The sequence below is a fragment of the Lelliottia jeotgali genome, from assembly GCF_977070485.1.
The window spans coordinates 37,332-62,039 of the sequence record NZ_CDRVFO010000015.1; the positions used below are offsets into that span (position 1 = coordinate 37,332).

The following is a 24,708-nucleotide window of genomic DNA, read 5'->3' on the forward strand; positions in this document are numbered from 1 at the left end:
AATGACCCACGTAATGGCATGTATTGATAACTCACAATCCTCATTGGCGGTCTGCGACTACGCAGCATGGGCGTCGCAGCGACTCAACGCGCCTCTTACCTTGCTTCACGTATTGGATGAAGAGAAATACCCAGCAGCAGCTGACCTAAGTGGAAATATTGGTCTCGGCAGTCGAGAGCATCTGCTGGAGGAGCTGGCTACATTGGATGCCCAACGCGCCAGACTCGCTCTGGAACAGGGCCAACACATGCTGGAAAAGGCCAGGGAGCGAACGGTCATTTCCGGCGCTGCGTTTCCTGAGCTGAAGCAGCGCCACGGACACTTGGTAGAAAGTCTGAGCGACCTTCAGGAGGATATTCGACTGTTGGTGATAGGAAGAGTGGGTGAAGACAACTCACGCAACGCGCACAGCCTTGGCAGCCAGATAGAAGCTGTAGTGCGAACAATTCACCGGCCTATCCTGATCACAGCCAACAGCTATAAAAAGCCCGAAAAGGTGATGCTCGCATTTGACGGCAGCTCCACAGCCTACAAAACCATCCAAATGTTTGCCGCCAGTTCGCTTTGCAAAGACTTGCCCATTCATCTTGTTACGGTCGGTGCAGATTCGGTGAGCAATCACGAGGCACTGGGAAAAGCACAAAGCATGCTTCTCTCGGCTGGCTTCCTAGTCCAAGCTGAAATCAGACAAGGTGAGGTGGAGTCGGCTCTGCACGATTATCAGACAGAGCACGGCATTGATCTGCTGGTCATGGGTGCCTATGGGCATTCACGCATCAGGCAGTTTTTGGTAGGAAGCACGACTACGACGATGCTTCGAACAGCCACCATGCCTGTATTGCTGCTGCGCTGAGATAACTCTCTAAGCCACAGTGTTTCTACTTATTGAGAAATGCTGTGGTCAATCCCATCTAAGCTATCTGACAACATAGCCCACTGAGTTCGACCTGCGCACCTAAATATCGTCGTCTGGATTACGCAGTGGCCGTAGCTCACCTCGGGCGACCTCTTCTGGTACCGCGAAGGAGTACCGTCCCAACATATTGATGTGCTCGAAGATCAGCGGCGACAAACGAGCCAGGTCTTCGTCCTGTACCGGGTAGCCGTGCTGCTTTAACCGCTCCACGGCAGCCGTCATGTAGAGGGTATTCCATAGCACAATGATATTTACCACCAGGCCCAGGGCACCGAGTTGATCCTCCTGGCCTTCTCGGTAGCGCTGGCGAAGCTCGCCTCGTTTGCCATGGAACACGGCGCGAGCCAGGCTGTGTCGGCCTTCGCCGCGATTCAGTTGGGTCAGGGTGGCGCGGCGCTTGGACTCATCATCAATGTAGGTCAACGTATGCAGGGTTTTCTCGATCCGTCCGAACTCTGCCAACGCCTGGGCCAGACGGGTCGGACGATCTCCCGTTTGTAGGGTGCGCATGATGCCTGTCGCCGGCACTCGGCCAAGTTTGAGTGAGCCAGCCAAACGCAACAGGTCATCCCAGTGCTCGGCGATCAGGTCGAGCTTGACTGACTGGCGAGCAAGTCCGTTGAGCTTGCCGTAATCCGCGTCCGGGCGGGTGCGCCAGAAGCGGGTACCGCCGACATCAGCCAGGCGCGGGCAGAAGTGATAACCGAGCAGACGGAATAACCCGAACACCACATCGCTGTAAGCACCGGTATCGGTCATGATTTGTGTGGGCTGCAATTCGGTCTGTTGTTCCAGCACAACCGCGAGCAATACTAGGCTGTCGCGCAGGGTGCCGGGCACCGTAATGGCGTTAAGACCGGAAAACTGGTCGGAGATCAGGTTGTACCAGGTGACGCCCCGGCCGGTACCGAAATACTTCGGGTTAGGGCCGGCATGTACGGTACGCACAGGTACGACAAAACGCATGCCATCGGCGGAGGCCACCTCGCCGCCGCCCCAGACCTGAGCCAGCTCCAGTTGACTCTGCGCAGCCACCAAAATGGCATTGGCTGCCGACAGGGTATCGTCACGGAGATAGTTCTGGCTCACCCAGGACAGCCGGTCACGGCGCAGCGCTTGGTTGTCGTTGCGAGTCAAGGGCTCCAGGCCGGTGTTACAGGCTCCTCCCAAGAGCACTGCGCACAAACTCGTCACCAAGTTGTCGGCCCGCGCATTGCGTTCGGACACATGGGTGAAGGCTTCAGTGAAGCCGGTACGAGCGGCGATTTCTAACAGGATTTCCGGCAAATCGACACGCGGCATCAAGTCGGCCACGGCTGCACGCAGTTGCAGCAACGAGTTGGGCTCTTCCAGCTTCTCCAGCGCTCCGAGGGACAGCTCGGTTTTGCCCTCTGTATTCTCACTCAACTGGATCGCAGGATTGTCGGGCAGGCGAGCGGCGACTGCGTACCAAGTCGCATCCAGCTCGGCAGACAAGGCGTCCAAGGTGGTTTTGGCGTCCACAGTCAGGCCCAGTGAGCGACAGATGATCGGTCGCGCCGACAGCCATTCTGCACCATCGAGCAGACCGATACGCGGGTCGGCATAGCGCCAACTGGGTGCAACAAAGACATCGCGGCGGCGTAGGGCCGTGCGTAGTGCATCAAGCGTGCAGAAGACATAGGCGCCCATGTCGAGGGAGCCATCTTCGCGAGTGATGTGGTTCTGCCAAGCCTTGGCCACGATCTCCTGCGGCACGTCATCCTCCGGCTTCCTGCGAGGCAAGTTCAGTTGCAACCAGTCCAAACTAGCCGCCACACCCTTACCCGCCGGGCTGAAGCCGAAGCGAATATGTTTCAATAAGTCAGGAAGGAAACGGCGCACGCTGCGGTAGCGCTCCTCCAGAGCGAGGTAAAACACATCGTTGGCCGGACGGATCAACGCATTGACCTCTTCCAGGGCTTTCTCCAGCGTGACACGTGGCAGGTCGTTGAACAGCCGGGCACGGACATTGTCATCGCTGATCGAGCTATCCAGCACGACCTTGCACGCAGCGGCGAGCATTGCCGCCGAGCGATCCAGGTCTTTTAGACTACGCAACCGAGCCTTCTTGTCAGCCTTCTCTGCGTTGTTGAAGATATCACGCAGTAGCGCTTCCAGAACTTCCAGAGCATCGTCGTGCGCACTGGCTTCCAAGGAAACCGCGAATGCCACCAACGTCGCCAACCGGCGCGACGCCGGCAGTCGATTGATGGCCGTGACCTTCGCGGTGTTGGCAAAGCGAGCCAGGGCGGCAATGCGGCTGGGAGGGATATGCGCAGCTGCCGGTAAGGCGATACCCAACCCGCGTACATCATCCAGCCGACGCAGCGCCCGAACCAGTGCAGGGCCACTGACCATCACCGGGCCGGAGCGTAGTTGATCCAGTCGGGAACTACGGTTGCCTTCGGCCACCAGAAGCAAGTCTTGTAGGTGCTGTCTTTGCTCCTCGGTCACGCTGCGGCCCAAGGTGTACCAGAGGCGTTCTTCAACCCGGCTACGCAGTTGGGCAATGAAGCGCTCTAACTGGGAAATTCCGGGCAATAGGACTTTCTGTGTGAGCAGCCATGAGGTAGCTCGTTCGAACAGCACGCCAGGACGATCAGTACCAGTCCAGCAAAGGGCATACAGCCATCGGCTCAAACGAAAGCCGATGCCTGGGTCAGTAAAGTGGCGATAGCCATAGCGCTCTTGAATATCGGCCGCATGTATCCAGCGACGATGATCGCTATAACGTACAAGACAGTCAGGGTCGGCGATTGCCAATTGCCGACAAAGCACAAGCAGGACTTCCACCGGCACAGCCGTGGGTTTGTCCGGCAAAACACCGACGAAGCGAACGGTAGTCAGCAGAACGGCATAGCCCAAGCGGTTATGGTTGCCCCGTAGTACCTGGACGGCTTCACGGTCTTCATCGCTCAGGTGGAAGTAGCGCTCCAGTTCATCACGGCTGGGCGCATCGATGTAGCGACCAAAGCCGTCGCGTTGCTCCTGAGTCAGAAAACCAACCGGCATCGATCACAGTACCTCGGCGCAGAACACGGCGGGGGTGACAATCCGCGTGCGTTCGATATGTCCGCGCTGCAAGAGGCCTGCGCGTCGATCACCGGTTACTAGGTAGTCCGCATTGCCCGCCAAAGCCATGGCCAGCAGAAAAGAGTCATCCGGATCATCGGCTTCAACCTCAATGGTCAACCGCTCCAATACCACGGCGCGTTGCAGGTTATTGATCATGGCCCCCACTTTGGCAGGCTGAAGGATGGCCTGAAGCTTGGGGTAACGACTGGCGCGACGAATTTCGTCGAGCTGTGCCCGTGAAGTCACCACCTCGAAGCGAGCTGAACGCCAGGCCCGATAGATCGCATCAGGAGACCCATGCGGTGAGATCAGCGCACTGAACAGAATGTTGGTATCCAATACAACCCGCATCAGCGCTTACGCGCCCAGTCGAGCGCTTCTTCAACCGCTTCGGTCAGTTCGGCCTCACTCAGATGGGCATTGGAAACCTTGGCCTGTTCGGCGCTCAGCTCCAGGATGTGTGCCCGCACCGCTTCTTCGATGAAGCGCGACAGGTCGCCCTTACGGCCACCGCCTTGGCTGGCCAGAAACATGCGAAGCGATTGGTCGGTGTCGGTGGAGACGGCGACGTTCCAGCGAGTGGTATTCATGACTTTTTCCAATGTTAGGTGTTTATGTGTTTATACACTCGATCCTCACTGCGCCGCAACGGTTCGATAAAACCCTGGTTTTATCGTACTCCCCAGACAGAGCGCTGGTTTGCGGGCAGGTACTGGGCTTAAGTGCGTTTACTGTTCCATTGCTCCCCGAACCCCGTCTAAAGTTCGACGCTGGCCTGTCCGTGCGCAAGATCGCCGCCAGCCTGCGCATCAGTAGCGGCAGTGCGGGCAATTACTTGCACCGTTTCAACGCTTGCGGGCTGAGTTGGCCGACATTGTTATCGGATGCCGAACTGGAGCGATGCCTGTTCCCTCCAGCACCAACAGTTCCCAGCGATCAACGTCCGATGCCTGACTGGTCTTGGGCGCATGCCGAGTTACGCCGCCCCGGCGTCACTTTGGCCCTACTCTGGCAGGAATATCGACTCGCTCACCCGCAAGGCTTCCAATACAGCTGGTTCTGCGAGCACTACCGCCTCTGGGCCGCCAAGGTCGACGTTGTCATGCGCCAGGAGCACCGTGCCGGCGAAAAGCTGTTCGTCGATTACGCCGGACAGACCGCGCCCATCATCGACCGACAGACCGGTGAAATCCGTCAGGCCCAGATCTTCGTCGCCGTCCTCGGCGCGTCCAGCTACACCTTTGCCGAGGCCACCTGGTCGCAGAAACTGCCCGACTGGCTGGGCTCGCACGCCCGCTGTTTTGCTTTTTTCGGCGGCACATCGCAGATCCTGGTGCCCGATAATCTGCGCAGTGGCGTCACCAAGGCGCATCGCTACGAGCCGGACATCAACCCCAGTTACCGCGATCTCGCCGAGCATTACGGCGTAGCCGTACTGCCCGCGCGTTCGCGTAAACCCAAGGACAAAGCCAAGGTTGAAGTGGGTGTGCAAGTGGTCGAGCGCTGGATCCTGGCAGTGCTGCGCAACCGCCAGTTCTTCTCGCTCGGAGAACTCAACACGGCAATCAGCCTGCTGCTCGAACGCCTCAATCAAAAGCCCTTCAAGAAGCTGCCCGGCTCACGCCGCTCGGCCTTCGAGACCATCGACCAACCCGCACTGCAACCGCTACCAGAACATCCGTATGTCTACGCCGAATGGAAAAAGGCGCGGGTGCACATCGACTATCACGTCGAGGTCGAGGGCCATTACTACTCGGTGCCGTACCAGCTGGTGAAGCACCAACTCGAAGTGCGGCTAACCGCTAAGACCGTCGAGTGCTTCCACGCCAACCAGCGGGTGGCCAGTCACCTGCGCTCGCTGCACAAAGGCCGCCACACCACCCAAACCGAGCACATGCCCAAGAGCCACCGGGAGCACGCCGAATGGACACCGCAACGGCTGATCCGCTGGGCCGAGCAGACCGGGCCTAACACCGCTGGCGTTATCGCCTACATCCTTGAGCGCCGAATCCATCCTCAGCACGGCTTCCGCGCCTGCCTGGGCATCCTGCGCCTGAGCAAGCAGCACGGCGAAGAGCGGCTGGAAGCCGCTTGCCAGCGAGCGCTGGCACTGGGCGCGTGCAGCTACAAAAGCCTTGAATCGATCCTGCGCCAAGGGCTGGAAAAGCTACCGCTGTCCCAGCAAAACCTGCCGCTACTGCCCGACGAACACATCAACCTGCGCGGCCCTGGCTACTACCACTGACCTGAAAAAGGAGCACCAAAATGCTGCCCAACCCGACACTCGACAAGCTGCAAACCCTGCGCCTGCACGGCATGATCAAGGCGCTGAGCGAGCAACACGCCACGCCCGATATCAATGATCTGAGCTTCGACGAACGCCTCGGCCTGATGGTCGACCGCGAGCTGACCGAACGTGAAAACACGCGTCTGAGCAGCCGCCTGAAACTGGCACGACTGCGCCATAACGCCTGCCTGGAAGACATCGATTACCGCAGCCCACGCGGCCTGGACAAGTCCCTGATCCTGCAACTGGGCAGCGGCCAATGGCTGCGCGACGGCCTGAACCTGATCATCGGCGGCCCAACGGGCGTAGGCAAAACCTGGCTCGCCTGCGCGCTGGCTCACAAGGCCTGCCGCGACGGTTACAGCGTGCGCTACCTGCGCTTGCCGCGCTTGATGGAGGAGCTGGGCCTGGCTCACGGCGACGGCCGTTTCGCCAAACTCATGGCCGGCTATGCCAAGACCGACCTGCTGATCCTGGACGACTGGGGCTTGGCGCCGTTTACCGCTGCGCAGCGGCGCGACATGCTTGAACTGCTGGACGACCGCTACGGCAACCGCTCGACGCTGGTCACCAGCCAGATGCCGGTGGACAAATGGCATGCGCTGATCGGCGACCCGACCTTGGGCGATGCGATCCTCGACCGGCTGGTGCACAACGCTTATCGGATCGAACTGAAGGGCGAATCGATGCGCAGACGCGCAACGAAATTGACGGCGACAGAGACTTCAGACTAACAATGCAAACCTGCGTCGCTGCGCTCCGACTGCCTGTCCAAGTGGACGTGGATCAGGTGTCCAAGTGAGCATGGAACGAGTGTCCAAATGATCGTGGGCTGAGTGTCCAAGTGTCGTGGAATCCGCACTCCAGAGAGGCAATACCCAGCGGACGCTGTCTGCCGTCGGCTTTGGGGATATAGACTCGCCGCGACGGCGTTGCCCGATAGGCTCCACTGTGAAGCCTTCCGTGCAAATCGTTCACCCGCTGGAGAAGACCTTCCTCATATTCTCGCCACGACATGCCGTCCACGCCCACCGCTGCATCGCGGCGCAGGGCATAGAAGCTCTGCGCCAATAACTGCGGTGTGATGTGGTGAAGCAATGCCGTGAACTGCATGCCCTTGTTCCTTCGGGCTGCTTCACGTACACCGTCAAGTCCCATCGACGCGCAGCTGATCCGGCTCAGTGTCCGGGGCGCGGGAGGCCTGTTGGTGTTTCCCTTGGCTACGTCCCTTTCCTCCACTATCTCCGCAGGGCCAGGCCCTTTGTTCGATGGCTTCTCAGGTACTACGGACGTATCCGACTTCTCAGCGACGTGAACAGCAGGGTTACGGCTTTTGGCCTTTCCTGCTCCGCCCGGTGCTTGCGCACTGGGCACCGCTGAGATCTCCCAGTTTCTGTGCGGAGGACTTCCCGACGTGCACAGGGTCTCCGACCGCGCGGGATCAGAGCATGACTGGCGTATAACGCCATGCTCCGTGTTGCCTTCTGCTTCGCTTAACAGCATCGGCATCCCGAATTCCTGATTACGCGGCTCAATGGCTGGCCCATCGGTTTCCCCTGTCAACGCTTCACCCTGCACCTCACGGTGCAACATGCATGACTCGGGGTCTGGTTGATTCGCCATTTCTTACCAGTATCGAACTTTCATCGACTATCCTCCGCCAGCTTTAACTGGCGCTCTAAGCGTCCGGGAAACACACCTAACTGATGCCATCGCTTGAGGCTATGGTGTCCACTCAAATTAAGTGGGCACCATTTTCAGCCATTCTAGGTGGGCATGCGCATTGGCACTGAAACCGTAATGGCGCGGGCTGTTGTAATGTTAGGTGCGGCGAGTAGGTACTGTGCTCATCTGTTTGCCAATTCCCGCACGACACGGCTCTGAAGCCGATTGGATGCCGAGCAACTTCAAGCTCTCGTGCTGGGGTGGGTAGCCTTGGAAAAGAATCGGTGCTGGTAGCTCAATCACGATGTTTTAGGCCATGGCCTTGGGGCCAATCTGTTAGTCGCCGCTGAGAGTCTGCTCTGGCACAATCAGCGGCATGATTTCTTCGACCAACCTCGACCAGGTGCCCCCAGAACAGTTTCGCGCCATGGCCGAACGGGGCATGCAGTTGCTGTTCCTAGTCGATGCCACCGGCAAGAAGAACCACCGTCTGAAACGAGTGTTGAATCGCGACGCTTTTCCGAAAGAATTGACTAATAAGAAACGATTTATGAGCGAACGAGCCCAACGCAAGTCAAATAGCCACAAACTGAATGAGATCCCCGAAGCTGTGATCCTGCAACTCGGCAAGCGCTCGGATCGCGATCTTTCGGTTGAATGTGGTATTTCGGCTTACTTCTTGAAGCAGAAGCGGCTTGCCTTGGGTATCGACCAGTTCAAACGTGGTGTATACCCGGAAGAAATGGTTCAGCTGCTGGGGAAGGTTACTGACCGGGAGGTCGGTGAGCAGTTTGGGTACCATATCGCAACCGTCTGTGCACTTCGAAAAAAAATGGGCATAGCCTCCACGGTTAAGCCTGCAACCACACCAACTCAAACGCCCAACGCAAAAAAACGCGAGATAGTAAAATTGCCGCAGGAGCTGGTCAGTCAGCTGGGGGTGCGATCTGATCAGGACCTATCCACTGAGTTCGGTTTCACCCTGCACTACCTGAAGAAAGAGCGCAAAGCCCGGGGCATTTCGAGTGTAAATGTGCCTAAGTACCCCGAAGAAATGTTGTCCTTGCTTGGGAAGGTAGCCGATCGTGATTTGGTGGCCAGGTTTGGCTACTCATCAACCACACTTTCAATACTTCGAAAGAAGTTGGGGATCAAGCGGCACCATAAGGTCTGGACGGCCGAACGCATTGCGTTACTGGGCAAAATTAAAGACTCAGAGGTCGCGGCCTTGCTCGGCGGCGCATTTACAAAAGGATCGGTCGGTCAATGTCGTCGCTCCCTGGGAATACCTATTTGCCGAGGACCAAGAAATGGCGCCCCAACTGCCCTTTTCCTCTCGCTCAGTCGGGGCTTAACCAGCGGGAAGATGGAAGCATTGCCAAGCGCACAACCAGGTGAGACCGGACAATTGACTCAATTTCCGCTAGTCCCTGGTTCAGAAGCCAATTCGTTTCAAGCCTAAGCCAAAGGATTAAAAAAAGCCCCAGCACATGGCTGGGGCTTTTGTTAGACCAACTAACGCTTAGAAGCGATAGGTCAGGCCGAGGCCGAGGCCGTGTGCGCTGTTTTCATACTTGGCGTTGTAGGTGGTGTTTACACCTGGGGCAAGAGGCTTCGAGCTGCTGACTTTAACGTCTTCCTCCATCAGGTAGGAGTATGCCATGTCGACAGTGATGTCTTCGGTTGGGCTCCAGCCAGCACCAAGGCTGAACACGGTGCGGTCGCCGGTCGGGATCCGTGGCGAACGATCTTCGTTGTTGGTAGGCGACTGGTCGACCGAGAGGCCGGTACGCAGAGTCCATTCTTTGTTGACCTTGTAGCTAGCACCGATGGCGTGGGCCCAAGTGTCGTGCCAGTTCTGTGGCTCACTGATAGTGCCAATTGCGCCAGAGCTGCCGCCCAACTGCGCAGGTACGCCACTATTGTTGACTGTGATGTCCTCCAGGCGGCTCCAGCGGGTCCAGGTGCTGCCGACGTAAAGGGTCACGTCGTCGGTCAGCTCGTGGGTAACCGAGAAATCCACGGACTCAGGGGTCTTGATTTTCAGTGAGGCATCAAACTTGGTGCCACTGAAAACGCTGAACGGAGCACCAGTGATCCTTGTTTTGCCGTCGAGCTTGTAATCAACCATCGAGTGGTAGGTTAGACCTAGACGCGTGCTGTCAGTGGCCTGGATCATGACGCCGATGTTGTAGCCAACGGCAGTGTCGTCCCCGCTGATTTTCACTTCGCCGTCGTTCGTACCAGCAAAGTTGCTGCGGACATCAGACTTCAATGTGCCGTCAATACGGTTGATGGTCGGACCGAAACCGATCGAAATCTTGTCATTGAAGGCGTAGCTGACGGTCGGCTGCAGAGTCACAACCGAAACTTTGCTGTAGCTACCGAAGTAACGGCCGGCAAATCCGTTTTCATAATCGGTGGCCAGGCCGAACGGTGCGTAAATACCAAATCCGACCGCCCATTGATCATCAATTGGCTTGACGTAATAGCCCATCGGTACGCCAACGGTGGGAACCATGTCGCCATCGAAGCTGCCGCCTGGGGAATTGCTGCCGTCTCTGCTGATATCTGACTTGGCGAGAATGGCAGCCGCGCCTACGGTCACTTGTTCCCGCTTAAGGCGTGCCATACCGGCTGGGTTACCAAATACAGTGCTGGCGTCATCGGCAGAAGAAGAGCGGCCGGCAAAACCAGTGCCCATCCCGCTGATGCTTTGTTCGTTAAGAGCGAATCCAGCGGCGAAGAGTTGAGTGGATGCCACGGCCACAGCGAAACCGATGGTGTTCTTGAGAAGCACTTTTTTCATTATTATTAATCCTTGGTGGTCAGCGCCGACGAAATTACCAATAAAATGCTCGCAACGCCATAGCCTGTATTGCCTGTATTGCCTGTATTGGGGTTGTACGCCGGAATCCCAGAAATTTCCGTCAGCCCAGCTCCAGTCCCGCCACGAGCGCATCCAGGTCGATGAACTTGCCGTCAGTCTGGAAGGTGTAATGCCCGTTCAGCAGGATGTGCCGCCAGGCCGCTGGCGACATCTGCGTGATCAACGCCAGCGCCTTGGCATTGCCAGCTGCCTCGTACTTCGTCAGCAGCAGGGACAGGATCGCCGAGTTGTAGAAGATGATCGCGTTGCCGATCAGCCTGGCGCACTGGTTGCTGATCTCGATTTCGATGTCGGTGCGGCCGGTCAATTCCTTCTTCCCACCGACTTGGGCGATGGTCGAGCGTAGCTGGTGATAGGACTCAATGCGGTTCTGCGAGCGGTGAACATTACGCTCCAGTTGCGGGTCGCGCAGGTAGCGCAGTGTGTAGATACTGCGGATGAGCTTGTCGAACTCGAAGATTGCGCGCCGCGTCGGGTTCGGCGCCGTATAGGTGCACAGCTTGCGGATCAGCGTGCCCTGCGTCATTTCCTTCAGGCCCAGTGTGGCGACGATTCGGTCGATGTTCGCCTTCTCACCGACGATGAGTTGCCGGTCGATCTGGCCAGCCGGCCGGATCAGGCATTTCTCGTACAATGCCAGATCATCGGCGCAATACAGCTCCTGCAACTGGTCGTCGAGGTCGGTGAAGCGCGGCTCGAAACGAAGTCCGAACCAGTGCAGGATGGCGAAGTTGGCCTTGTTGATGCTGTGCATGTCGCCGGTGATCGCGCTCGGCACGATGTCCGACGTGTTGCGGTACCAGATGTCGAACACGTGGTGAGCCTCGTACTCGTGTGCGCCTATCAGGTAGCCGTTCAACGGCACGTGATTGCACAGCAGCGTGTAGGCGACGACGCCCTTGCCGCGGCCGAAATATTTGCGCGAGTAGCGCGCCTTCACAGTTGGTCGCTCGACGCCGAATTTCTGCCCATCAACGGCACCGTACAACGAATCGAGGTCGAACGAGTAATGCGGGAAGATCGGCAGTGCGGCGATGGCGTTGCTGATGCAATCGTTGGCCACATGTAGCGTCGCCTGGCGCAGGTACTGCTGGTAGGTACTCTCCAGGACGTGGTACGGGATGTCGCTGGTACGTGCCATAACCTGGTTGCCGTGGTTCATGGCTTGGGCAATGATCACCGCCATCAGACTGTCGGCGTCGGCTACCTTCTTCGCATAGCGTGGCTGCAATGGTGTCAGCGCCGACAGGAACTGGCACTGACCGTTGACGAAGCGAAACACGTCGGCGACATCGCAGTATGGCAGTTGCTCGTAGAGAGCTTGCTCGCGCGCCTTCTGGTTCTCCCCCTTGGGCTTGCGCCAGGTCAGTCTCTGCGTGTCCTTGTCGTATTCCAGGTGCGTCAGCTTGCCCTGTTTCAGCTCGCGATTGAACGCCACCCATTGCGCACGCAACTCGGCCGCCAGTGCATCGAGCTGGGCACTGACCGGCTGCCGCAGGAAGGGGATGTCCATCTGCGCGAGCACGGCGGCTTTCTCGTCCATCGAAACCAACTCGTCGGACAAATGCCGGTGCTGCAAGCTGTCGTCAATGTAGAGCTCGCCCGCCTGGAAGCGTTTCCTGACCTGACGGTAAAGCCAGAATTCGTAACGATCGGCATGCAGGCCTGTCGGCGTGCCTTCGGCATCGAACATCAGCAGGTACGGACGCAAGCGTTTCGGCAGCGTTGCCGCCGGACATTCGTCGAGTGGCCGTTGTGATAGGCGCTGCTGCTTGGCGAACACGCTCTTGGCCCAAGTCAGCGCCGCGAGCCATGGGTTATCGGGGGCCGTGCCGGCGAAGTCGAGCGCGACGTACAGCGGCCGTAGATGGCGTCGAATGCGTTCGGCCAGGCCGTCCACCGCCTGCCAGTGCAGCGCCAGTTTGTTCAGTGGCTTGACGCTCATGCGCTGCGCCGTGTTTTGCAGCAATTCCCTGGACATGATTTTGTAGGCGCGTTGGCGCACCTCGCCGAACGGCGTCGGATCGGCCACGCTGTCGTCCACGTACAGCGACAGCAGGCGGCCAACCTGCGGCGTTTCCTGATGGCGTCGCAGCTGTTCGGCGACAAAGGACTGTTTCGCACCCGTGCGGCTCTCGTCCTCAAGTTTTTTCATGTGGAAGGCCATCGCGTCGACCAGGTTGTCGGTGAGCTGCCGGTAACGTACCCAGGCATAGCACAGCAGGTAGAGCCGGGTCTGCTCCGCCTTCAGGTGGCGCAGGTCATGGACGGTATAGAAGTTCGCCAGGCTCGCGTAGTACAGCAGGTTCTGCTGCGAGATGCCGAGCTTGGGCAGCAGCGCCTTGGCGATCCCGTGCAAGGACTTCAGCGTGGCGCGCTTCTCGCGCTCCCCTGCCATCTGACGCCAGCCGAAATCTTTAGCGTCCTGCTTGAGCGCTGCCAGTTGAGACAGGGTGTCGTCACGCACCAGGAGCTGGCCCAGCGCAGCTTTGGCCGATTCGTCCAACACTTCTGCCAGCAAGCCGCCCAAGCGCCTGCGTTCGGTGGACAGGGCTTCACTGACCAGCTCTTGTAAGGTGGTGTGGCCGGGCCGGATGATTTTGTGCTCGCTGAGCCAAACGATCAGTTCGGCGGCCACGAATCCTGGCATTACGTCGCGCCGCACGATCTGTTCAGCCTGCTGTGCCAGTTGCGGCAGGAAGCTAGCCGCCCACGACCGGTAGCCGAACAGTTCGGCGATCTGACCCCTCTGGCTGTAGTGCTCATGCTTGGTGATCGCCTTGCGTTCGAACGCTTCGCCGTGGAAATAGCGACTCAGCACGAAGGCGCAATCGTCCTCGACCTCATGCCAATCGAAGCGGAAGAAAGCATGCTTGGCCTTGAAGTAGCCGATCTGCAAGACGCAATAGACTTGGGCCTGCAGGCTAGGCCGGCTGCTGGCGAACGCCAGTTCAGATTCGGTCAACGCCAGGTATTCCAGCCGCTGAGCATCGTCGAAGTCCGGTAGGCCGTACAAGGCTTCCTGCTCTGCGTCAGAAAAGACGGTGAGTAGCTTATTCTTGTTGCTCATCGACCGTCCTTCCCGCACCACGCCAACCTGCTCGCGTCAATGTTTCGATCAACGTAGTGCGCTTGACATTGAAGTTGCGGCACACCGCCGCCTTAGACATGCCGCCATCGAGCGCGGCGACGATGGCGTCCAGCTTCTCACCAGTGATCGCCTGCGGCCGGCCGCCGATCCGGCCGCGTTTGCGTGCGGCGGCCAAGCCCGCGACGACGCGCTCCTGAATCAAGGCGCGCTCGTACTGCGCGAGCGCACCGAACACCTGGAACAGGAATTCGCCCGAGGGCGTCGTAGTGTCCAGGTTCTCTGTCAGCGAGCGGAACGCCACCCGCTTGTCCTTGAGCGAAGTCACAATGGCGAGCAGGTGCGACAGCGAGCGACCGAGCCGGTCGAGTTTCCACACCACCAGCACATCGCCGGCTCGAACGAACTCAAGCGCCCGCGCCAAGCCGGCACGGTCATCCTTCGCGCCAGAGGCACGATCCTCAAACAGGTGACGCGGATCGACGCCGGCGGCGAGCAGCGCGTCGCGCTGCAAGTCCGTGCTCTGGCGGTCGGAGTCCGACGACACGCGCATGTAGCCAACCAACATAGGCGGATAACCATCAAAAACAGGTTTCCGCATAATAGTGAATAGCGATAGAGTTTTCCGTACATTTTTGAGGGGGTGTTGCACAGGTAGCACAGCGGCGGCTGACAGCCTGTCGCAAAACAAATGTTTTACGACACCTCCTTGAGGTTGCCGCGTTTACATCATTACCTGAACAGGTATAAAATTCCGTCATGACAAACAAAGAAAAACCGCTCGAATGGATCGCGAGCAGCCACAAGGATTTGATGGCGTTGCCGTCCGACGTGCGTCGCCGTTTCGGTTACGCGCTCTCGTTGGCGCAGATAGGCGATCAGGATGACGCAGCAAAGGTGCTCAAGGGGTTCGGTGGTGCCGGCGTGCTGGAGGTCGTCGAAGACGATGCCGGCGGCACCTATCGAGCGGTATACACGGTCAAGTTTGCGGAAGCGGTGTTCGTCCTGCACTGCTTCCAGAAGAAGAGCAAGAGCGGAATCGCCACGCCAAAGGCCGACATGGACATCATCCGCGCTCGGCTGAAGGTGGCCGAGGTATTGGCACAGGAGCTACGAAATGCAAAAACGAATCATTGAAGGCGTCGAGGTTCAGCGCAGCTCGGGCAACGTCTTTGCCGACCTTGGACTGCCTGACGCTGAAAAGCTCAAGATCAAGACCGGCCTGGTGGTCGAGATCAGGAGGGCCATGCGCGCCCTTGGGCTGACTCAACAAGCGGCGGCCAAACGCATGGGCATCCCGCAACCGAAGGTGTCGGGCATGATGCGCGGCGACTTCACCAATCTATCCGAACGCAAGCTGATGGATTGTCTGAATCGCCTCGGCTACGACATCGAAATCAAGGTACGGCCAGCAGCCGAGCCGATCGGGCATCTAACGCTCGCAACCGCTTAATCGGAGCTCTCCTGATGGCAGCCCGCATCACCGACGACGAATGGGACGAACTGACTCCCGAGAATTTCGATACCACGGCACTGCTGCGTGCAGTCGATGCCGTGGACGTGCTGCGCGGCGATTTGAATGACAGCGCAGACGGCGCACCTCCGCAACTGCGCACCGACCTGTTGAAGCTGCATCAACTGGCAATGGCCGCGTTCAACGAGGGATCACGCAGCCGAGTGGCTGAGCTATTTGATCTCGCCGTGGATCTTCAGGATCAGGTTGATCATCTGATGACCTCGCTGGAACAAGTGCAAGAAACCCTGTCCCGGTTGACGGCGCTCTACCCAGAAAGCCTGTCCTGAATGTTCTTGGAGACAACCACATCATGAGCCGCAGCCGCCGCAAAACGCCCATCGTTGGGCACACGACCTGCCGTAGCGAGCGCGAGGACAAGAAACTCTGGCATCAGCGCTGGCGAACTCACGAGCGCACCGCGCTGGCCAGCGCGTCGCCGGAAGCTCTATGCGCCCATCTGCCTCTACTGGAAAACCAGGTCAGCAACGTCTGGTCGATGGGTAAGGATGGCCGCTCCTACTGGCCCATCAAGCGCCAGGCCGCCACGGCGGATCGCATTGCCAACCACAAGGGACGCAATCCGCAAGAGCGCGCCTCCCTGAAAAAGCGTCTGCTGCGCAAGTGGATGAGCAAATGAACCTGTCCACCATCGAGGCGCTGGCTATCGCTTGGGCGCGAATCGCTGAAGAAGCAGAACTCCCAGCCGGCTACGAGGGCACGGCGACGCCAGAGGCGCATCGGGCCTGCGAGGTGATCCAGGAGCGGATTCGAGAGCACGTCGTCGCCACCAATGACATGCGGCTGTTCGGCCTGCTGCACCTGCTTGGGCAGGCGTCGCTGCGCATGGAGCAAGCGCTGTGGCCGGAAGAATATGTGCGGATGACCCGCGAGGTCGAGGAAGCTCTCCGAGAGGCCGACGACCCCAACGCCAAGTCGTACACCCACGAAGAAGTCATGCGGGCGATGCAGGAACTCATCGACCAAGCGCGAGACAAGCCATGTTGATCGGCTGACGGAAATTTCTGGGTTTCCGGCTTACAACCCCTGATTGGGCAGCACTTCAGATGTTGCAGACAGGAATACCCCGTCCCGAAGTCATCGGCGGCGAAGCGCACACCGATCTGCCGCAAGGCGTCCAGGGCGGGGAAGATCGCCGGATCACCAAACGCGACCGATTCGGTCAGCTCGATTTCGAGATACTCGGCGGGCAACTCGGCATCAGCCAGCACGCCCTTTACCCACCCGTCGAAGTCCGGTCCCACTTGGCTCGCCGAAACATTGACGGCCAGCCGGAACGGTCGCCATGCCAGCATTCGCCAGTCACGCATCTGGCGGCAGGCTTCGCCCAGCACCCAAGCGCCGATTTCAGGCATCAGGCCGGACGATTCGACCACGGGCAGGAACTGGCCCGGTGGCAATAGTCCAAGCGTCGGATGACGCCAGCGCAACAGGGCTTCCGCGCCGACAATCCCACCACTGCGCAGATCGACGACGGGCTGGTAGTGCAGTTCAAGCTGCCCGCGCTCGACCGCTTGGGCCAGTTCCGGCGTCGTCCATCCATCCGGCCGGAAAGCGCTCATTCTCTTTCCCTGAATGCCCGCAACGCCCGCGACAGGGACAGAAGGAACAGGCCGGTCAAACCGAGCGCCGCGATGACCCAATGCTCGCCGAGGAAAGCACCGGCGGTTGTGCCGGCCAGCACGACAGCGAGGATGGGCAGGTGGCAGGGGCAAGTCAGCACAGCCAGTCCGCCCCACAGGTAGCCGGTGATCGGTTTGTGCGTCTCGGACGGCAAGCGCTCGGGGTTGTTCATGGCAGACTCTCCGCGTGCTGTGCCGGCTCGGTCGGCAGGGTGGCCAACTGCACTTCCAGATCGGCCAACGCTTCGCGCCGACGCTCGACGAACTGACGCAGCAGGGCAAGCTGCGCGGCCGCTTCGTCGCCGTCCGCCGCATCCAGCGCCCGGCACAGCCGCGCCAGCGCGTCGAGGCCGATGCCCGCCTCGAAGGCCGCCCGCACGAAGCACAGCCGTTGCAAGGCGGCGTCATCGAACAAGCCGTAGCCGCCTGGTGTGCACGCCACCGGGCGCAGCAATCCGCGCAGCAGGTAGTCGCGCACGATATGCACGCTCACCCCGGCATCAAGAGCCAGCCGGGACACCGTGTAGGCGTTCATTGAACACCTCCTTTTTCTCACCCGGCGCAGCAGGAAAGCTGCTTCACATCCTTGTTGAAGGTCTGCGCCGCGAGCTTCAACCCCTCGACCATCGTCAGGTAGGGGAACAACTGGTCGGCCAGTTCCTGCACCGTCATGCGGTTGCGAATGGCCAGAGCCGCCGTCTGGATCAGTTCACCCGCTTCCGGCGCGACCGCCTGTACGCCGATCAGCCGATGGCTGCCTTCCTCGATAACCAACTTGATGAAGCCGCGTGTGTCGAAGTTGGCGAGCGCACGCGGCACGTTGTCCAAGGTCAAGGTGCGGCTGTCGGTCTCGATCCCGTCGTGGTGGGCTTCCGCCTCGCTGTAGCCCACGGTCGCCACTTGCGGATCGGTGAACACCACGGCCGGCATTGCGGTCAGGTCGAGCGCCGCATCGCCGCCGGTCATGTTGATCGCGGCACGGGTGCCGGCCGCTGCCGCCACATAGACGAACTGCGGCTGGTCGGTGCAGTCGCCGGCCGCGTAGATGTTCGGGTTGCTCGTGCGCATGCCTTGGTCGATGACGATGGCACCTTGCGCATTGACAGTGACCCCCGCTGCGTCCAGCGCGAGGCTGCGCGTGTTCGGTGTCCGACCGGTGGCAACCAGCAGTTTGTCGGCGCGCAATTCACCGTGCGTGGTGGTCAGCACGAATTCACCGTCCATATGGGCGACCTGGCTGGCTTGCGTGTGCTCCAGCACCTCGATGCCCTCGGCACGGAAAGCGGCTGTCACCGCCTCGCCGATGGCCGGGTCTTCACGGAAGAACAAGGTATTGCGCGCCAGGACCGTGACCTTGCTGCCCAGCCGGGCAAAGGCTTGCGCCAGCTCCAGCGCCACCACCGACGAGCCGATTACGGCAAGGCGTTCGGGAATGGTGTCGCTCGCCAGGGCCTCGGTGGAAGTCCAGTAGGGTGACTCTTTCAACCCCGGAATCGGCGGGACCGCCGGGCTGGCACCCGTGGCGACCAGGCAGCGGTCGAACATCACGACGCGCTCGCCACCCTCGTTCAAACGGACGGTAAGGCTCTGGTCGTCCTTGAAGCGCGCCTCACCGTGCACAACGGTGATGGCCGGATTACCGCCCAGGATGCCTTCGTACTTGGCGTGCCGCAGTTCGTCGACGCGGGCCTGCTGCTGGGCCAGCAGCTTACTGCGGTCAATCGTAGGCACAGTTGCCGCAATACCGCCATCGAACGGGCTTTCCCGGCGCAGATGGGCGATGTGGGCGGCGCGGATCATGATCTTGGACGGCACACAGCCGACATTGACGCAGGTGCCGCCGATGGTGCCGCGCTCGATCAGCGTGACCTGCGCGCCTTGCTCGACGGCCTTCAGCGCCGCCGCCATCGCGGCTCCACCGCTGCCAATGACCGCTACCTGCACCGGGGGCTCGTTGCCACTGTGCTTTTCGGCGGCGGCCATCCATCCCCGCACCTTGTCGAGCAGTCCGACGCGGTTGTCCGCCAGTGGCGCATCGGCTAGCGTTGCCTTGTAGCCCAGTCCGGCCACGGCGGCAGTCAGCGCGTCCGGCGATGTGCCCGGCACGATGGCGAGTTGCGCTGTGCCCTTCGGATAGGACACCAGCGCCGACTGCACGCCTGGCACTTTTTCCAGCGCTTCCTTGACGTGCGCCGCGCACGAGTCGCAAGTCATGCCGGTGATTTTTAGATGGGTCATGCAACAGATCCTTTATCGTTTGTGGCGCCAGACAATGACGTCCGTTGTGCTGCGGTGCCGTTTTCAGTGACTCACTGCTTGACGCTGGACGGATAGCCCGCGTCTGCGGTTGCCTTGGTCAGCTTCTGCACGCTGGTCTTGGCATCGTCGAAGGTGACGACCGCTTGGCGTGTCTCGAAAGTCACGTCAACTTTGCTGACGCCTTCGACCTTGGAAATCGCCTTCTTGACAGTGATCGGGCAGGCGGAGCAGGTCATGCCCGGTACGGACAGCGTGACGGTCTGGGTGGCGGCCCAGACGGGGGCAACAACGGCGGCGAGGGCGAGGGAGGCAAACAGTTTCTTCATGGTGAACTCCGATCAGTAGAAAAATGGCATGACGTAGGGAAATCCGAGCGCGACCAGAACCAGCGCGGCCACGATCCAGAAAATGAGCTTGTAAGTAGCTCGCACTTGGGGAATCGCGCAGACCTCACCCGGTTTGCAGGCCGCTGCCTGCCGGTAGATGCGCCGCCAGGCGAAGAACAACGCCACCAGCGCCACGCCGATAAAGATGGGGCGATAGGGTTCCAACACCGCCAAGTTGCCGATCCAAGCGCCGCTGAACCCCAAGGCGATCAGAACCAACGGCCCGAGGCAGCAAGCCGAGGCGAGGATGGCGGCAAGCCCTCCAGTGAAGAGCGCGCCGCGCCCGGTTTTTGGTTCAGACATGCGCTTGTCCTTTCGAATTGAAATTGGATAGCGTAACCTTACTTCCGTACTCATGTACGGAGTCAAGCGATATGGAAAACAATTTGGAGAACCTGACCATTGGCGTTTTCGCCAAGGCGGCCGGGGTCAATGTGGAGACCATCCGTTTCTATCAGCGCAAGGGCTTGTTGCTGGAGCCTGACAAGCCCTATGGCAGCATCCGCCGCTATGGCGAGGCGGATGTAACGCGGGTGCGCTTCGTGAAATCAGCCCAGCGGCTGGGCTTCAGCCTGGATGAGATCGCCGAGCTGCTGCGGCTGGAGGATGGCACCCATTGCGAGGAAGCCAGCAGTCTGGCCGAGCACAAGCTCAAGGACGTGCGCGAGAAAATGGCTGACCTGGCGCGCATGGAGGCCGTGCTGTCTGAGTTGGTGTGCGCCTGCCATGCGCGAAGGGGGAACGTTTCCTGCCCGCTGATCGCGTCACTACAGGGTGGAGCAAGCTTGGCAGGTTCGGCTATGCCTTAGCGTGCTTTATTTTCCGTTTTCTGAGACGACCCCTTAGAAAGCCTAGTCAAAGAGCTGTCACGAGAACACCGTTAGCTTAGCGTACGATTTTTTCCGAATTCTGCGGTTCCCCCTCCAAGAGGTGCTGCGGCAGAACAGCGAGCTTATGACTCGCTTGAGCCCGACCAAAAGCCGGCATAGCAGTGCGACGGAGAAGCCTTCTGCCGGCAAACCTGATGAACCCAAGTAAGGATGCCCGGAAGGCGACCTTGAAAAATGGACTTACAGGGAAGTGAACACAGCATGAAAACGTCTACAAAGTTGATCCTGATCGGCACGTTCCTCATCGTCGGATATGGGCAGCAGAGGTACGAAAAGACAGCTGACCAGGCTGCGTATGAGGCGGAGTGCGCGGCGATAGCGGCTAACCCAAATCACCCCGCATCGCCGTGCGTGACTCCGAAGCGACCCGATCACCCGTTACCTGCACGCGGGTAGCGAATTGGAAACCCTTGTTGATGGAGGTTTTTATGACTCGTTCAGCAGCAATCATTGAACGGTTGACGACCGAAGAAGCCGAGCATCCCGGGCTCCCGCATTACGACTGCAAACCTGATGTATCGTGCTGGCCACTACAACCTGATGACGTCAAAACCGCGGGGTATTGGAAGAAGGAAGGTCGACGCGTCCCCAAGGGGGCGGATCCAGTTGCATTTGTGATCAGTGGCCAAGGCAGCTCTTTCCATGGGATCAAGCTGCTTACCCGCTGGATGCCCGCCTATCACCATAACCAGACTCTGCCGGTGAAGGCCAAGGCTAAGGCTGAATGATGAAAAAGGGGCCGCGCAATCGGCCCTCGGGGTTTCAGGCACTGACCGACCCCTCCTCCCTCCCTCCCCTCCTCTTACCAGCCCCGAGCTGGACCCGAAATTCAACTACCTAAGTTGATATCAACTGCGTTTGCACCAGGTGTCCGTGGTGAAATCTATTTGCTCTTTGCGTACGTACGTACGTATGTTATTCTTTGTTTTGAAGCGTTCCTGCTTCCCCGGCGGCTACCGGGTTGAATTTCTCTAGGAGTGCAGAAGATGAATCCTGTGCAAATGGGCTTGAGTTTTGATGAAACTGTCGCTGAAGCTGCTTTCGGCGGTAGCGAGAGCTGGTGCTCGCCTGAATATACCCATGATGCCTATAAGGCGATGCTTGACACTGCAGCTGCCCGATTGCATGACGTACCCGCCGAAGTCCGACCGCTGTTCGAGCAGAGCATCGAATCATGTCTTCAAGCATTGCTTCAGGAAAAGCGCTGCGGTACCGACACCGTTCAAACTGGCTCGTTTATGTGGCGATCGGCATTGCCTGTGTCCATGGACCAATGGGCGGATTTGTCATTCCTTGCAGACGCTGGTGGTGTGAATGGTTGCCGTTTCAAGCAGCGCCGCGCACCGCGCTCGCAAACCTTGGGCATCCATGTTCCTGGCGTCGGCTCAATAGTCGTGCAGGCCTGGCTGAAAAGCGCTGAACAGCGTTGCTGGTGTGAGTTCGTACCGTGGGAGTCGAGTTTCTTTCGGGCCAGTCATCGTGACGTTGTCCACCTGCATAAGCTTGACTCTCACCGCTGGGATGGTGCTGTTTGCCCTGCAGCGTTCGCAGAGGCGGGCGACAAGGTCCCGACTGTTCCAACGGTGAAGGTTAATGGCCGACAATTTGTGATCATGGGCGCTTCATATTCCCGTGAGTTTCGGGATAGCCATGGTTGGACGTTCGTTCGGCATTGTGACTGGCCGATGCAGACTTACAGCTATGCGGAGCTGTGCAAATTGTGGGATGCAGGTGTCCTGGAGCGAGGCGATTGCCGCGGCTTAATGGCCAAGGTGCAGGGGGAGCTGTGTGTAATGGCTGAGATGGTCATGCTCTACGACGATAAAGTCTTGCCGTAAGCAGAGCGAAGCCCGGTCGGCGGCTACCGGTTCCGGGCTTCTACCAGAAATGAACTCGTCTAGGAGCGTCTGGGTTCGCACATGATAACGACTGCAACCAGGTACCTCAACCGACCCTATTACGCTAGATGGGAACGTGGTGCGCGTTTCTACGAGCTGCGGATCCTCGTCGATCTGATTGGTCACACCGTGGCAATGCGGAACTGGGGAATCTCTGGAGAGCACGGTGTCGGTGAAATACGAACCGTATTGGCCTCGGATGAGGCCTGCACAAAACTGATACACAGGGTGAGTCGGCAGCTGCACAAGCGTTGCTATCTACCTGTGTACAATGGCGGGAACGCGTAATGATCGAGATGAAGATGGCCGATATGGCAGCGGAAGATGATAAGCCTCTCAAGAGAGGTCGAAAAGCGAACGTAGTACCCTACGTACAGACCGACATGTTCCAGGCGAACATTGTTGAATGGCCAGTTAAGGATGACCTGGCCAGCATGGAGTTTCCGCTTTTCAGCTTGTCGACCAAACCAGATACGAGCGTTCGTGAGTACAGCCAGCCCGGAACGAACAAGCGGGTACGCATCATCCCGCCAGTGATCGGTGCCGCCACCGTTTTCGACAAAGACCTATTGCTGTTCCTCGGATCGCAGATCATCGAGGCACGCAAAGCAGGGATGCCAATTTCCAAGCGCGTTAAGTTCGACACATACGATTTTTTGACAGGTACATCCCGCGATCCTGGTGGAAACGCGTATTCGAACGTCCTGGACATGCTTCGGCGATTAAAAGGGACTCAGCTCGAAACCAATATCGTTACTGGTGGTCAAGAGCAGACCAAGGGATTTGGCTGGATCGAGGACTACACCGTCACCAAGACCGCATCCAATGGCAAAGGCGTGTTGGAATGCGAAGTCGTGCTGTCAGAGTGGATCTACAACGCCTTCCTGCATTTTGAAGTGATGAGCATTGATCGGCGCTACTTTGGGCTGCGGATGCCTCTTGAACGGCGGTTATATGAACTCGCTCGTAAGCACTTGGGTAGCAAGATGATTTGGGCCGCGGACATTGTTGCGCTGCAGCAAAAATGTGGCTCAAAACAGAGCCTCACCCATTACAGAGCGGAGATCCGCAAGATTATTCAGCGAGACCTGTTGCCGGACTATCACATGGGGTTGGATACCAGTGTGAAGCCTCATCGGATCGTGTTCTACACGCGCGATGAGCAATCGCTCCTCGAGGAGCTGGCTGCCAAAGGGGAATTGGATTGGTTCGCTGCGCTTGAAAAGCGAGACATGGAGGGTTGAATGCCGGCGCGATCTAGGCTTGAGCAATACGATCATTTGATGGGGGAACGGACTGACCAGGCCATTGCTGAATTAGCTGACTGCAGCACGGAAGCTGTTCGGCGGCGCAGGCTCAAGATTGGCAAAGAACGATTTGCCCTCGCCGAGTCCACCCCCCCTGCCCTTCTCAAGTATCAATATCTTCTAGCAAAGCGCCCTGTGGCTGAAATCGCCGAGCTCGCTGGCGTATCGGCCTACTTCGTCATCAAGCGTATGAAGCAACTGGAGAAGCCCACCTTCAAGCGATCAGCAATCGCTAACTTCGACCATTTGCAGGGGGCGATGTCTGACCAGGCCTTGGCTGATCTTGCTGGCTGCTCAAAAGAGTGCGCACGGAGGCGTCGGCTCCAGCTAAATGTCTCAGCAAACCGCGACACCCGATAGAAAAACTAGCCGAGTCGTCGTATATCGCCGACAAATAGTGTTGTATGCGTACGTACATACGTATAGTGTGTGTAAGGAAACCCACCGAGTTGTGCCTGGCGGCTACCAGGCTAACCAAGCGTCTAGGAGCAATATCATGAAGCGCATTTCGCTATGGTCCGTTGATCGCGACGATACCCTCCACATCGATGATGAAATCAAAAAACTGGAAGAAGCCCATTCAGTAATGATCTCCGCGAATCGTGCCCTAGTAGAGGGCGATGATTTGGGCCTTACTCGTTTGGGATTCGATAGTGACCACATCGACGATCTGAAAGTGCGTCATTCCGAGGGTAAACCAGGCTTTCCTGCATATGTCTTGCGCAACCTCCAGGACACTATCCAACAGCTGTCCGACTTGAAGCGTGGCGCCAATGACGGCCGCGGTGCGAGGTTGGTTGAGCAGCAGTAAGGGGCTTAAATGATGCGTACGCATTGTACGTGCGTACGTATCTATAAATAAGCAAACGG

The 24,708-nt window shown here is 58.8% G+C and carries 27 protein-coding genes and 1 pseudogene; 15 read left to right on the plus strand and 13 right to left on the minus strand.

The window, feature by feature from the left end:
• The first annotated feature begins 1 nt into the window (after position 1).
• The gene (locus ACW4TB_RS20580; protein ID WP_017735064.1) at positions 2 to 853 is read left to right on the plus strand and encodes a universal stress protein; all 852 of its coding nucleotides are present in this window, start codon (positions 2 to 4) and stop codon (positions 851 to 853) included.
• Positions 854 to 955: 102 nt separating this feature from the next.
• Here the strand turns inward: ACW4TB_RS20580 and ACW4TB_RS20585 are convergent, their stop codons facing one another.
• Genes ACW4TB_RS20585 through ACW4TB_RS20595 form a run of 3 tightly spaced genes read right to left on the minus strand, consistent with a single transcriptional unit; the run spans position 956 to position 4,602 of the window.
• The gene (locus ACW4TB_RS20585; RefSeq protein ID WP_017335985.1) at positions 956 to 3,949 is read right to left on the minus strand and encodes a Tn3 family transposase; all 2,994 of its coding nucleotides are present in this window, start codon (positions 3,947 to 3,949) and stop codon (positions 956 to 958) included.
• 3 nt (positions 3,950 to 3,952) lie between these two features.
• Positions 3,953 to 4,363, minus strand: coding sequence for a putative toxin-antitoxin system toxin component, PIN family (locus ACW4TB_RS20590; RefSeq protein ID WP_017335986.1), 411 nt, complete (start codon positions 4,361 to 4,363; stop codon positions 3,953 to 3,955).
• Positions 4,363 to 4,602, minus strand: coding sequence for a ribbon-helix-helix domain-containing protein (locus ACW4TB_RS20595; RefSeq protein WP_017335987.1), 240 nt, complete (start codon positions 4,600 to 4,602; stop codon positions 4,363 to 4,365). Before ACW4TB_RS20595 ends, ACW4TB_RS20590 begins: the two co-directional genes overlap by 1 nt.
• A 149-nt stretch (positions 4,603 to 4,751) precedes the next feature.
• Between ACW4TB_RS20595 and istA the strand changes: the two genes are divergently transcribed.
• On the plus strand, positions 4,752 to 6,257 hold the full coding sequence (gene istA, locus ACW4TB_RS20600; protein ID WP_121757886.1) for an IS21 family transposase: 1,506 nt from the start codon (positions 4,752 to 4,754) through the stop codon (positions 6,255 to 6,257).
• 20 nt (positions 6,258 to 6,277) lie between these two features.
• On the plus strand, positions 6,278 to 7,033 hold the full coding sequence (gene istB / locus ACW4TB_RS20605) for an IS21-like element ISPre4 family helper ATPase IstB (RefSeq protein WP_034000379.1): 756 nt from the start codon (positions 6,278 to 6,280) through the stop codon (positions 7,031 to 7,033).
• A 52-nt stretch (positions 7,034 to 7,085) separates the two neighbouring features.
• Here istB and ACW4TB_RS20610 read toward each other — a convergent pair whose 3' ends face one another.
• Positions 7,086 to 7,412, minus strand: a complete 327-nt coding sequence (locus ACW4TB_RS20610) for a hypothetical protein (protein ID WP_225786277.1) — start codon at positions 7,410 to 7,412, stop codon at positions 7,086 to 7,088.
• Between the two features lie 928 nt (positions 7,413 to 8,340).
• On the opposite strand from ACW4TB_RS20610, the gene ACW4TB_RS20615 reads away from it, so the two are divergent.
• The gene (locus ACW4TB_RS20615) at positions 8,341 to 9,426 is read left to right on the plus strand and encodes a hypothetical protein (RefSeq protein ID WP_020302085.1); all 1,086 of its coding nucleotides are present in this window, start codon (positions 8,341 to 8,343) and stop codon (positions 9,424 to 9,426) included.
• Between the two features lie 60 nt (positions 9,427 to 9,486).
• Here the strand turns inward: ACW4TB_RS20615 and ACW4TB_RS20620 are convergent, their stop codons facing one another.
• The 3 genes from ACW4TB_RS20620 to ACW4TB_RS20630 form a co-directional block, all read right to left on the minus strand.
• Positions 9,487 to 10,773: an OmpP1/FadL family transporter gene (locus ACW4TB_RS20620; RefSeq protein WP_020302086.1), complete on the minus strand. Its 1,287-nt coding sequence runs from the start codon at positions 10,771 to 10,773 to the stop codon at positions 9,487 to 9,489.
• A 121-nt stretch (positions 10,774 to 10,894) separates the two neighbouring features.
• The gene (locus ACW4TB_RS20625) at positions 10,895 to 13,924 is read right to left on the minus strand and encodes a Tn3 family transposase (RefSeq protein WP_010799689.1); all 3,030 of its coding nucleotides are present in this window, start codon (positions 13,922 to 13,924) and stop codon (positions 10,895 to 10,897) included.
• Positions 13,908 to 14,510 (minus strand): recombinase family protein, encoded by a 603-nt coding sequence (locus ACW4TB_RS20630; protein WP_010465829.1) that lies wholly within the window; start codon positions 14,508 to 14,510, stop codon positions 13,908 to 13,910. The genes ACW4TB_RS20625 and ACW4TB_RS20630 overlap by 17 nt, the downstream gene beginning before the upstream one ends.
• A 191-nt stretch (positions 14,511 to 14,701) precedes the next feature.
• Between ACW4TB_RS20630 and ACW4TB_RS20635 the strand changes: the two genes are divergently transcribed.
• From ACW4TB_RS20635 to ACW4TB_RS20655, 5 genes are read left to right on the plus strand one after another with little or no spacing between them, the layout of a single operon-like run.
• Positions 14,702 to 15,079, plus strand: a complete 378-nt coding sequence (locus ACW4TB_RS20635) for a type II toxin-antitoxin system RelE/ParE family toxin (RefSeq protein ID WP_003151133.1) — start codon at positions 14,702 to 14,704, stop codon at positions 15,077 to 15,079.
• On the plus strand, positions 15,060 to 15,395 hold the full coding sequence (locus ACW4TB_RS20640) for a helix-turn-helix domain-containing protein (protein WP_001172026.1): 336 nt from the start codon (positions 15,060 to 15,062) through the stop codon (positions 15,393 to 15,395). Before ACW4TB_RS20635 ends, ACW4TB_RS20640 begins: the two co-directional genes overlap by 20 nt.
• Before the next feature lie 14 nt (positions 15,396 to 15,409).
• Complete coding sequence (locus tag ACW4TB_RS20645; protein ID WP_000741275.1) at positions 15,410 to 15,745, plus strand: hypothetical protein; 336 nt, start codon at positions 15,410 to 15,412, stop codon at positions 15,743 to 15,745.
• Between the two features lie 23 nt (positions 15,746 to 15,768).
• Complete coding sequence (locus tag ACW4TB_RS20650) at positions 15,769 to 16,095, plus strand: hypothetical protein (RefSeq protein ID WP_000091614.1); 327 nt, start codon at positions 15,769 to 15,771, stop codon at positions 16,093 to 16,095.
• Complete coding sequence (locus ACW4TB_RS20655) at positions 16,092 to 16,463, plus strand: hypothetical protein (RefSeq protein WP_023103794.1); 372 nt, start codon at positions 16,092 to 16,094, stop codon at positions 16,461 to 16,463. Before ACW4TB_RS20650 ends, ACW4TB_RS20655 begins: the two co-directional genes overlap by 4 nt.
• 29 nt (positions 16,464 to 16,492) lie before the next feature.
• Here the strand turns inward: ACW4TB_RS20655 and ACW4TB_RS20660 are convergent.
• From ACW4TB_RS20660 to merT, 6 genes and pseudogenes are all read right to left on the minus strand, one after another.
• Positions 16,493 to 16,999 (minus strand): annotated as a pseudogene (locus tag ACW4TB_RS20660) (EAL domain-containing protein); the annotation flags it as partial.
• Positions 17,000 to 17,034: 35 nt separating this feature from the next.
• Positions 17,035 to 17,271 carry a broad-spectrum mercury transporter MerE gene (gene merE / locus ACW4TB_RS20665; RefSeq protein ID WP_003132004.1) on the minus strand — a complete coding sequence of 79 codons (237 nt, stop codon included), beginning with the start codon at positions 17,269 to 17,271 and terminating at the stop codon, positions 17,035 to 17,037.
• A complete protein-coding gene (merD, locus tag ACW4TB_RS20670) occupies positions 17,268 to 17,633 on the minus strand; it encodes a mercury resistance co-regulator MerD (RefSeq protein WP_000995360.1) in 366 nt (121 codons plus the stop codon). Before merD ends, merE begins: the two co-directional genes overlap by 4 nt.
• Before the next feature lie 17 nt (positions 17,634 to 17,650).
• Entirely contained in the window at positions 17,651 to 19,336 is a 1,686-nt protein-coding gene (gene merA / locus ACW4TB_RS20675) for a mercury(II) reductase (RefSeq protein ID WP_003156770.1), read from the minus strand.
• A gap of 71 nt (positions 19,337 to 19,407) precedes the next feature.
• Positions 19,408 to 19,683, minus strand: coding sequence for a mercury resistance system periplasmic binding protein MerP (merP, locus tag ACW4TB_RS20680; RefSeq protein WP_003131987.1), 276 nt, complete (start codon positions 19,681 to 19,683; stop codon positions 19,408 to 19,410).
• Positions 19,684 to 19,695: 12 nt separating this feature from the next.
• Positions 19,696 to 20,046, minus strand: coding sequence for a mercuric ion transporter MerT (gene merT / locus ACW4TB_RS20685; RefSeq protein ID WP_003131974.1), 351 nt, complete (start codon positions 20,044 to 20,046; stop codon positions 19,696 to 19,698).
• Between the two features lie 71 nt (positions 20,047 to 20,117).
• Between merT and ACW4TB_RS20690 the strand changes: the two genes are divergently transcribed.
• The 6 genes from ACW4TB_RS20690 to ACW4TB_RS20715 all read left to right on the plus strand — a co-directional run bounded on the left by ACW4TB_RS20690 (position 20,118) and on the right by ACW4TB_RS20715 (position 24,649).
• Positions 20,118 to 20,552 (plus strand): mercury resistance transcriptional regulator MerR, encoded by a 435-nt coding sequence (locus tag ACW4TB_RS20690; RefSeq protein ID WP_003131969.1) that lies wholly within the window; start codon positions 20,118 to 20,120, stop codon positions 20,550 to 20,552.
• A gap of 509 nt (positions 20,553 to 21,061) precedes the next feature.
• A complete protein-coding gene (locus ACW4TB_RS20695) occupies positions 21,062 to 21,361 on the plus strand; it encodes a hypothetical protein (RefSeq protein WP_023662976.1) in 300 nt (99 codons plus the stop codon).
• A gap of 258 nt (positions 21,362 to 21,619) precedes the next feature.
• A complete protein-coding gene (locus ACW4TB_RS20700) occupies positions 21,620 to 22,471 on the plus strand; it encodes a hypothetical protein (RefSeq protein WP_023662975.1) in 852 nt (283 codons plus the stop codon).
• Positions 22,472 to 22,818: 347 nt separating this feature from the next.
• Entirely contained in the window at positions 22,819 to 23,775 is a 957-nt protein-coding gene (locus ACW4TB_RS20705) for a replication initiator protein A (RefSeq protein WP_009682532.1), read from the plus strand.
• Positions 23,776 to 24,198 (plus strand): hypothetical protein, encoded by a 423-nt coding sequence (locus ACW4TB_RS20710; RefSeq protein WP_009682531.1) that lies wholly within the window; start codon positions 23,776 to 23,778, stop codon positions 24,196 to 24,198.
• 136 nt (positions 24,199 to 24,334) lie between these two features.
• Positions 24,335 to 24,649: a hypothetical protein gene (locus tag ACW4TB_RS20715; protein WP_009682530.1), complete on the plus strand. Its 315-nt coding sequence runs from the start codon at positions 24,335 to 24,337 to the stop codon at positions 24,647 to 24,649.
• The last annotated feature ends 59 nt before the right edge of the window (positions 24,650 to 24,708 follow it).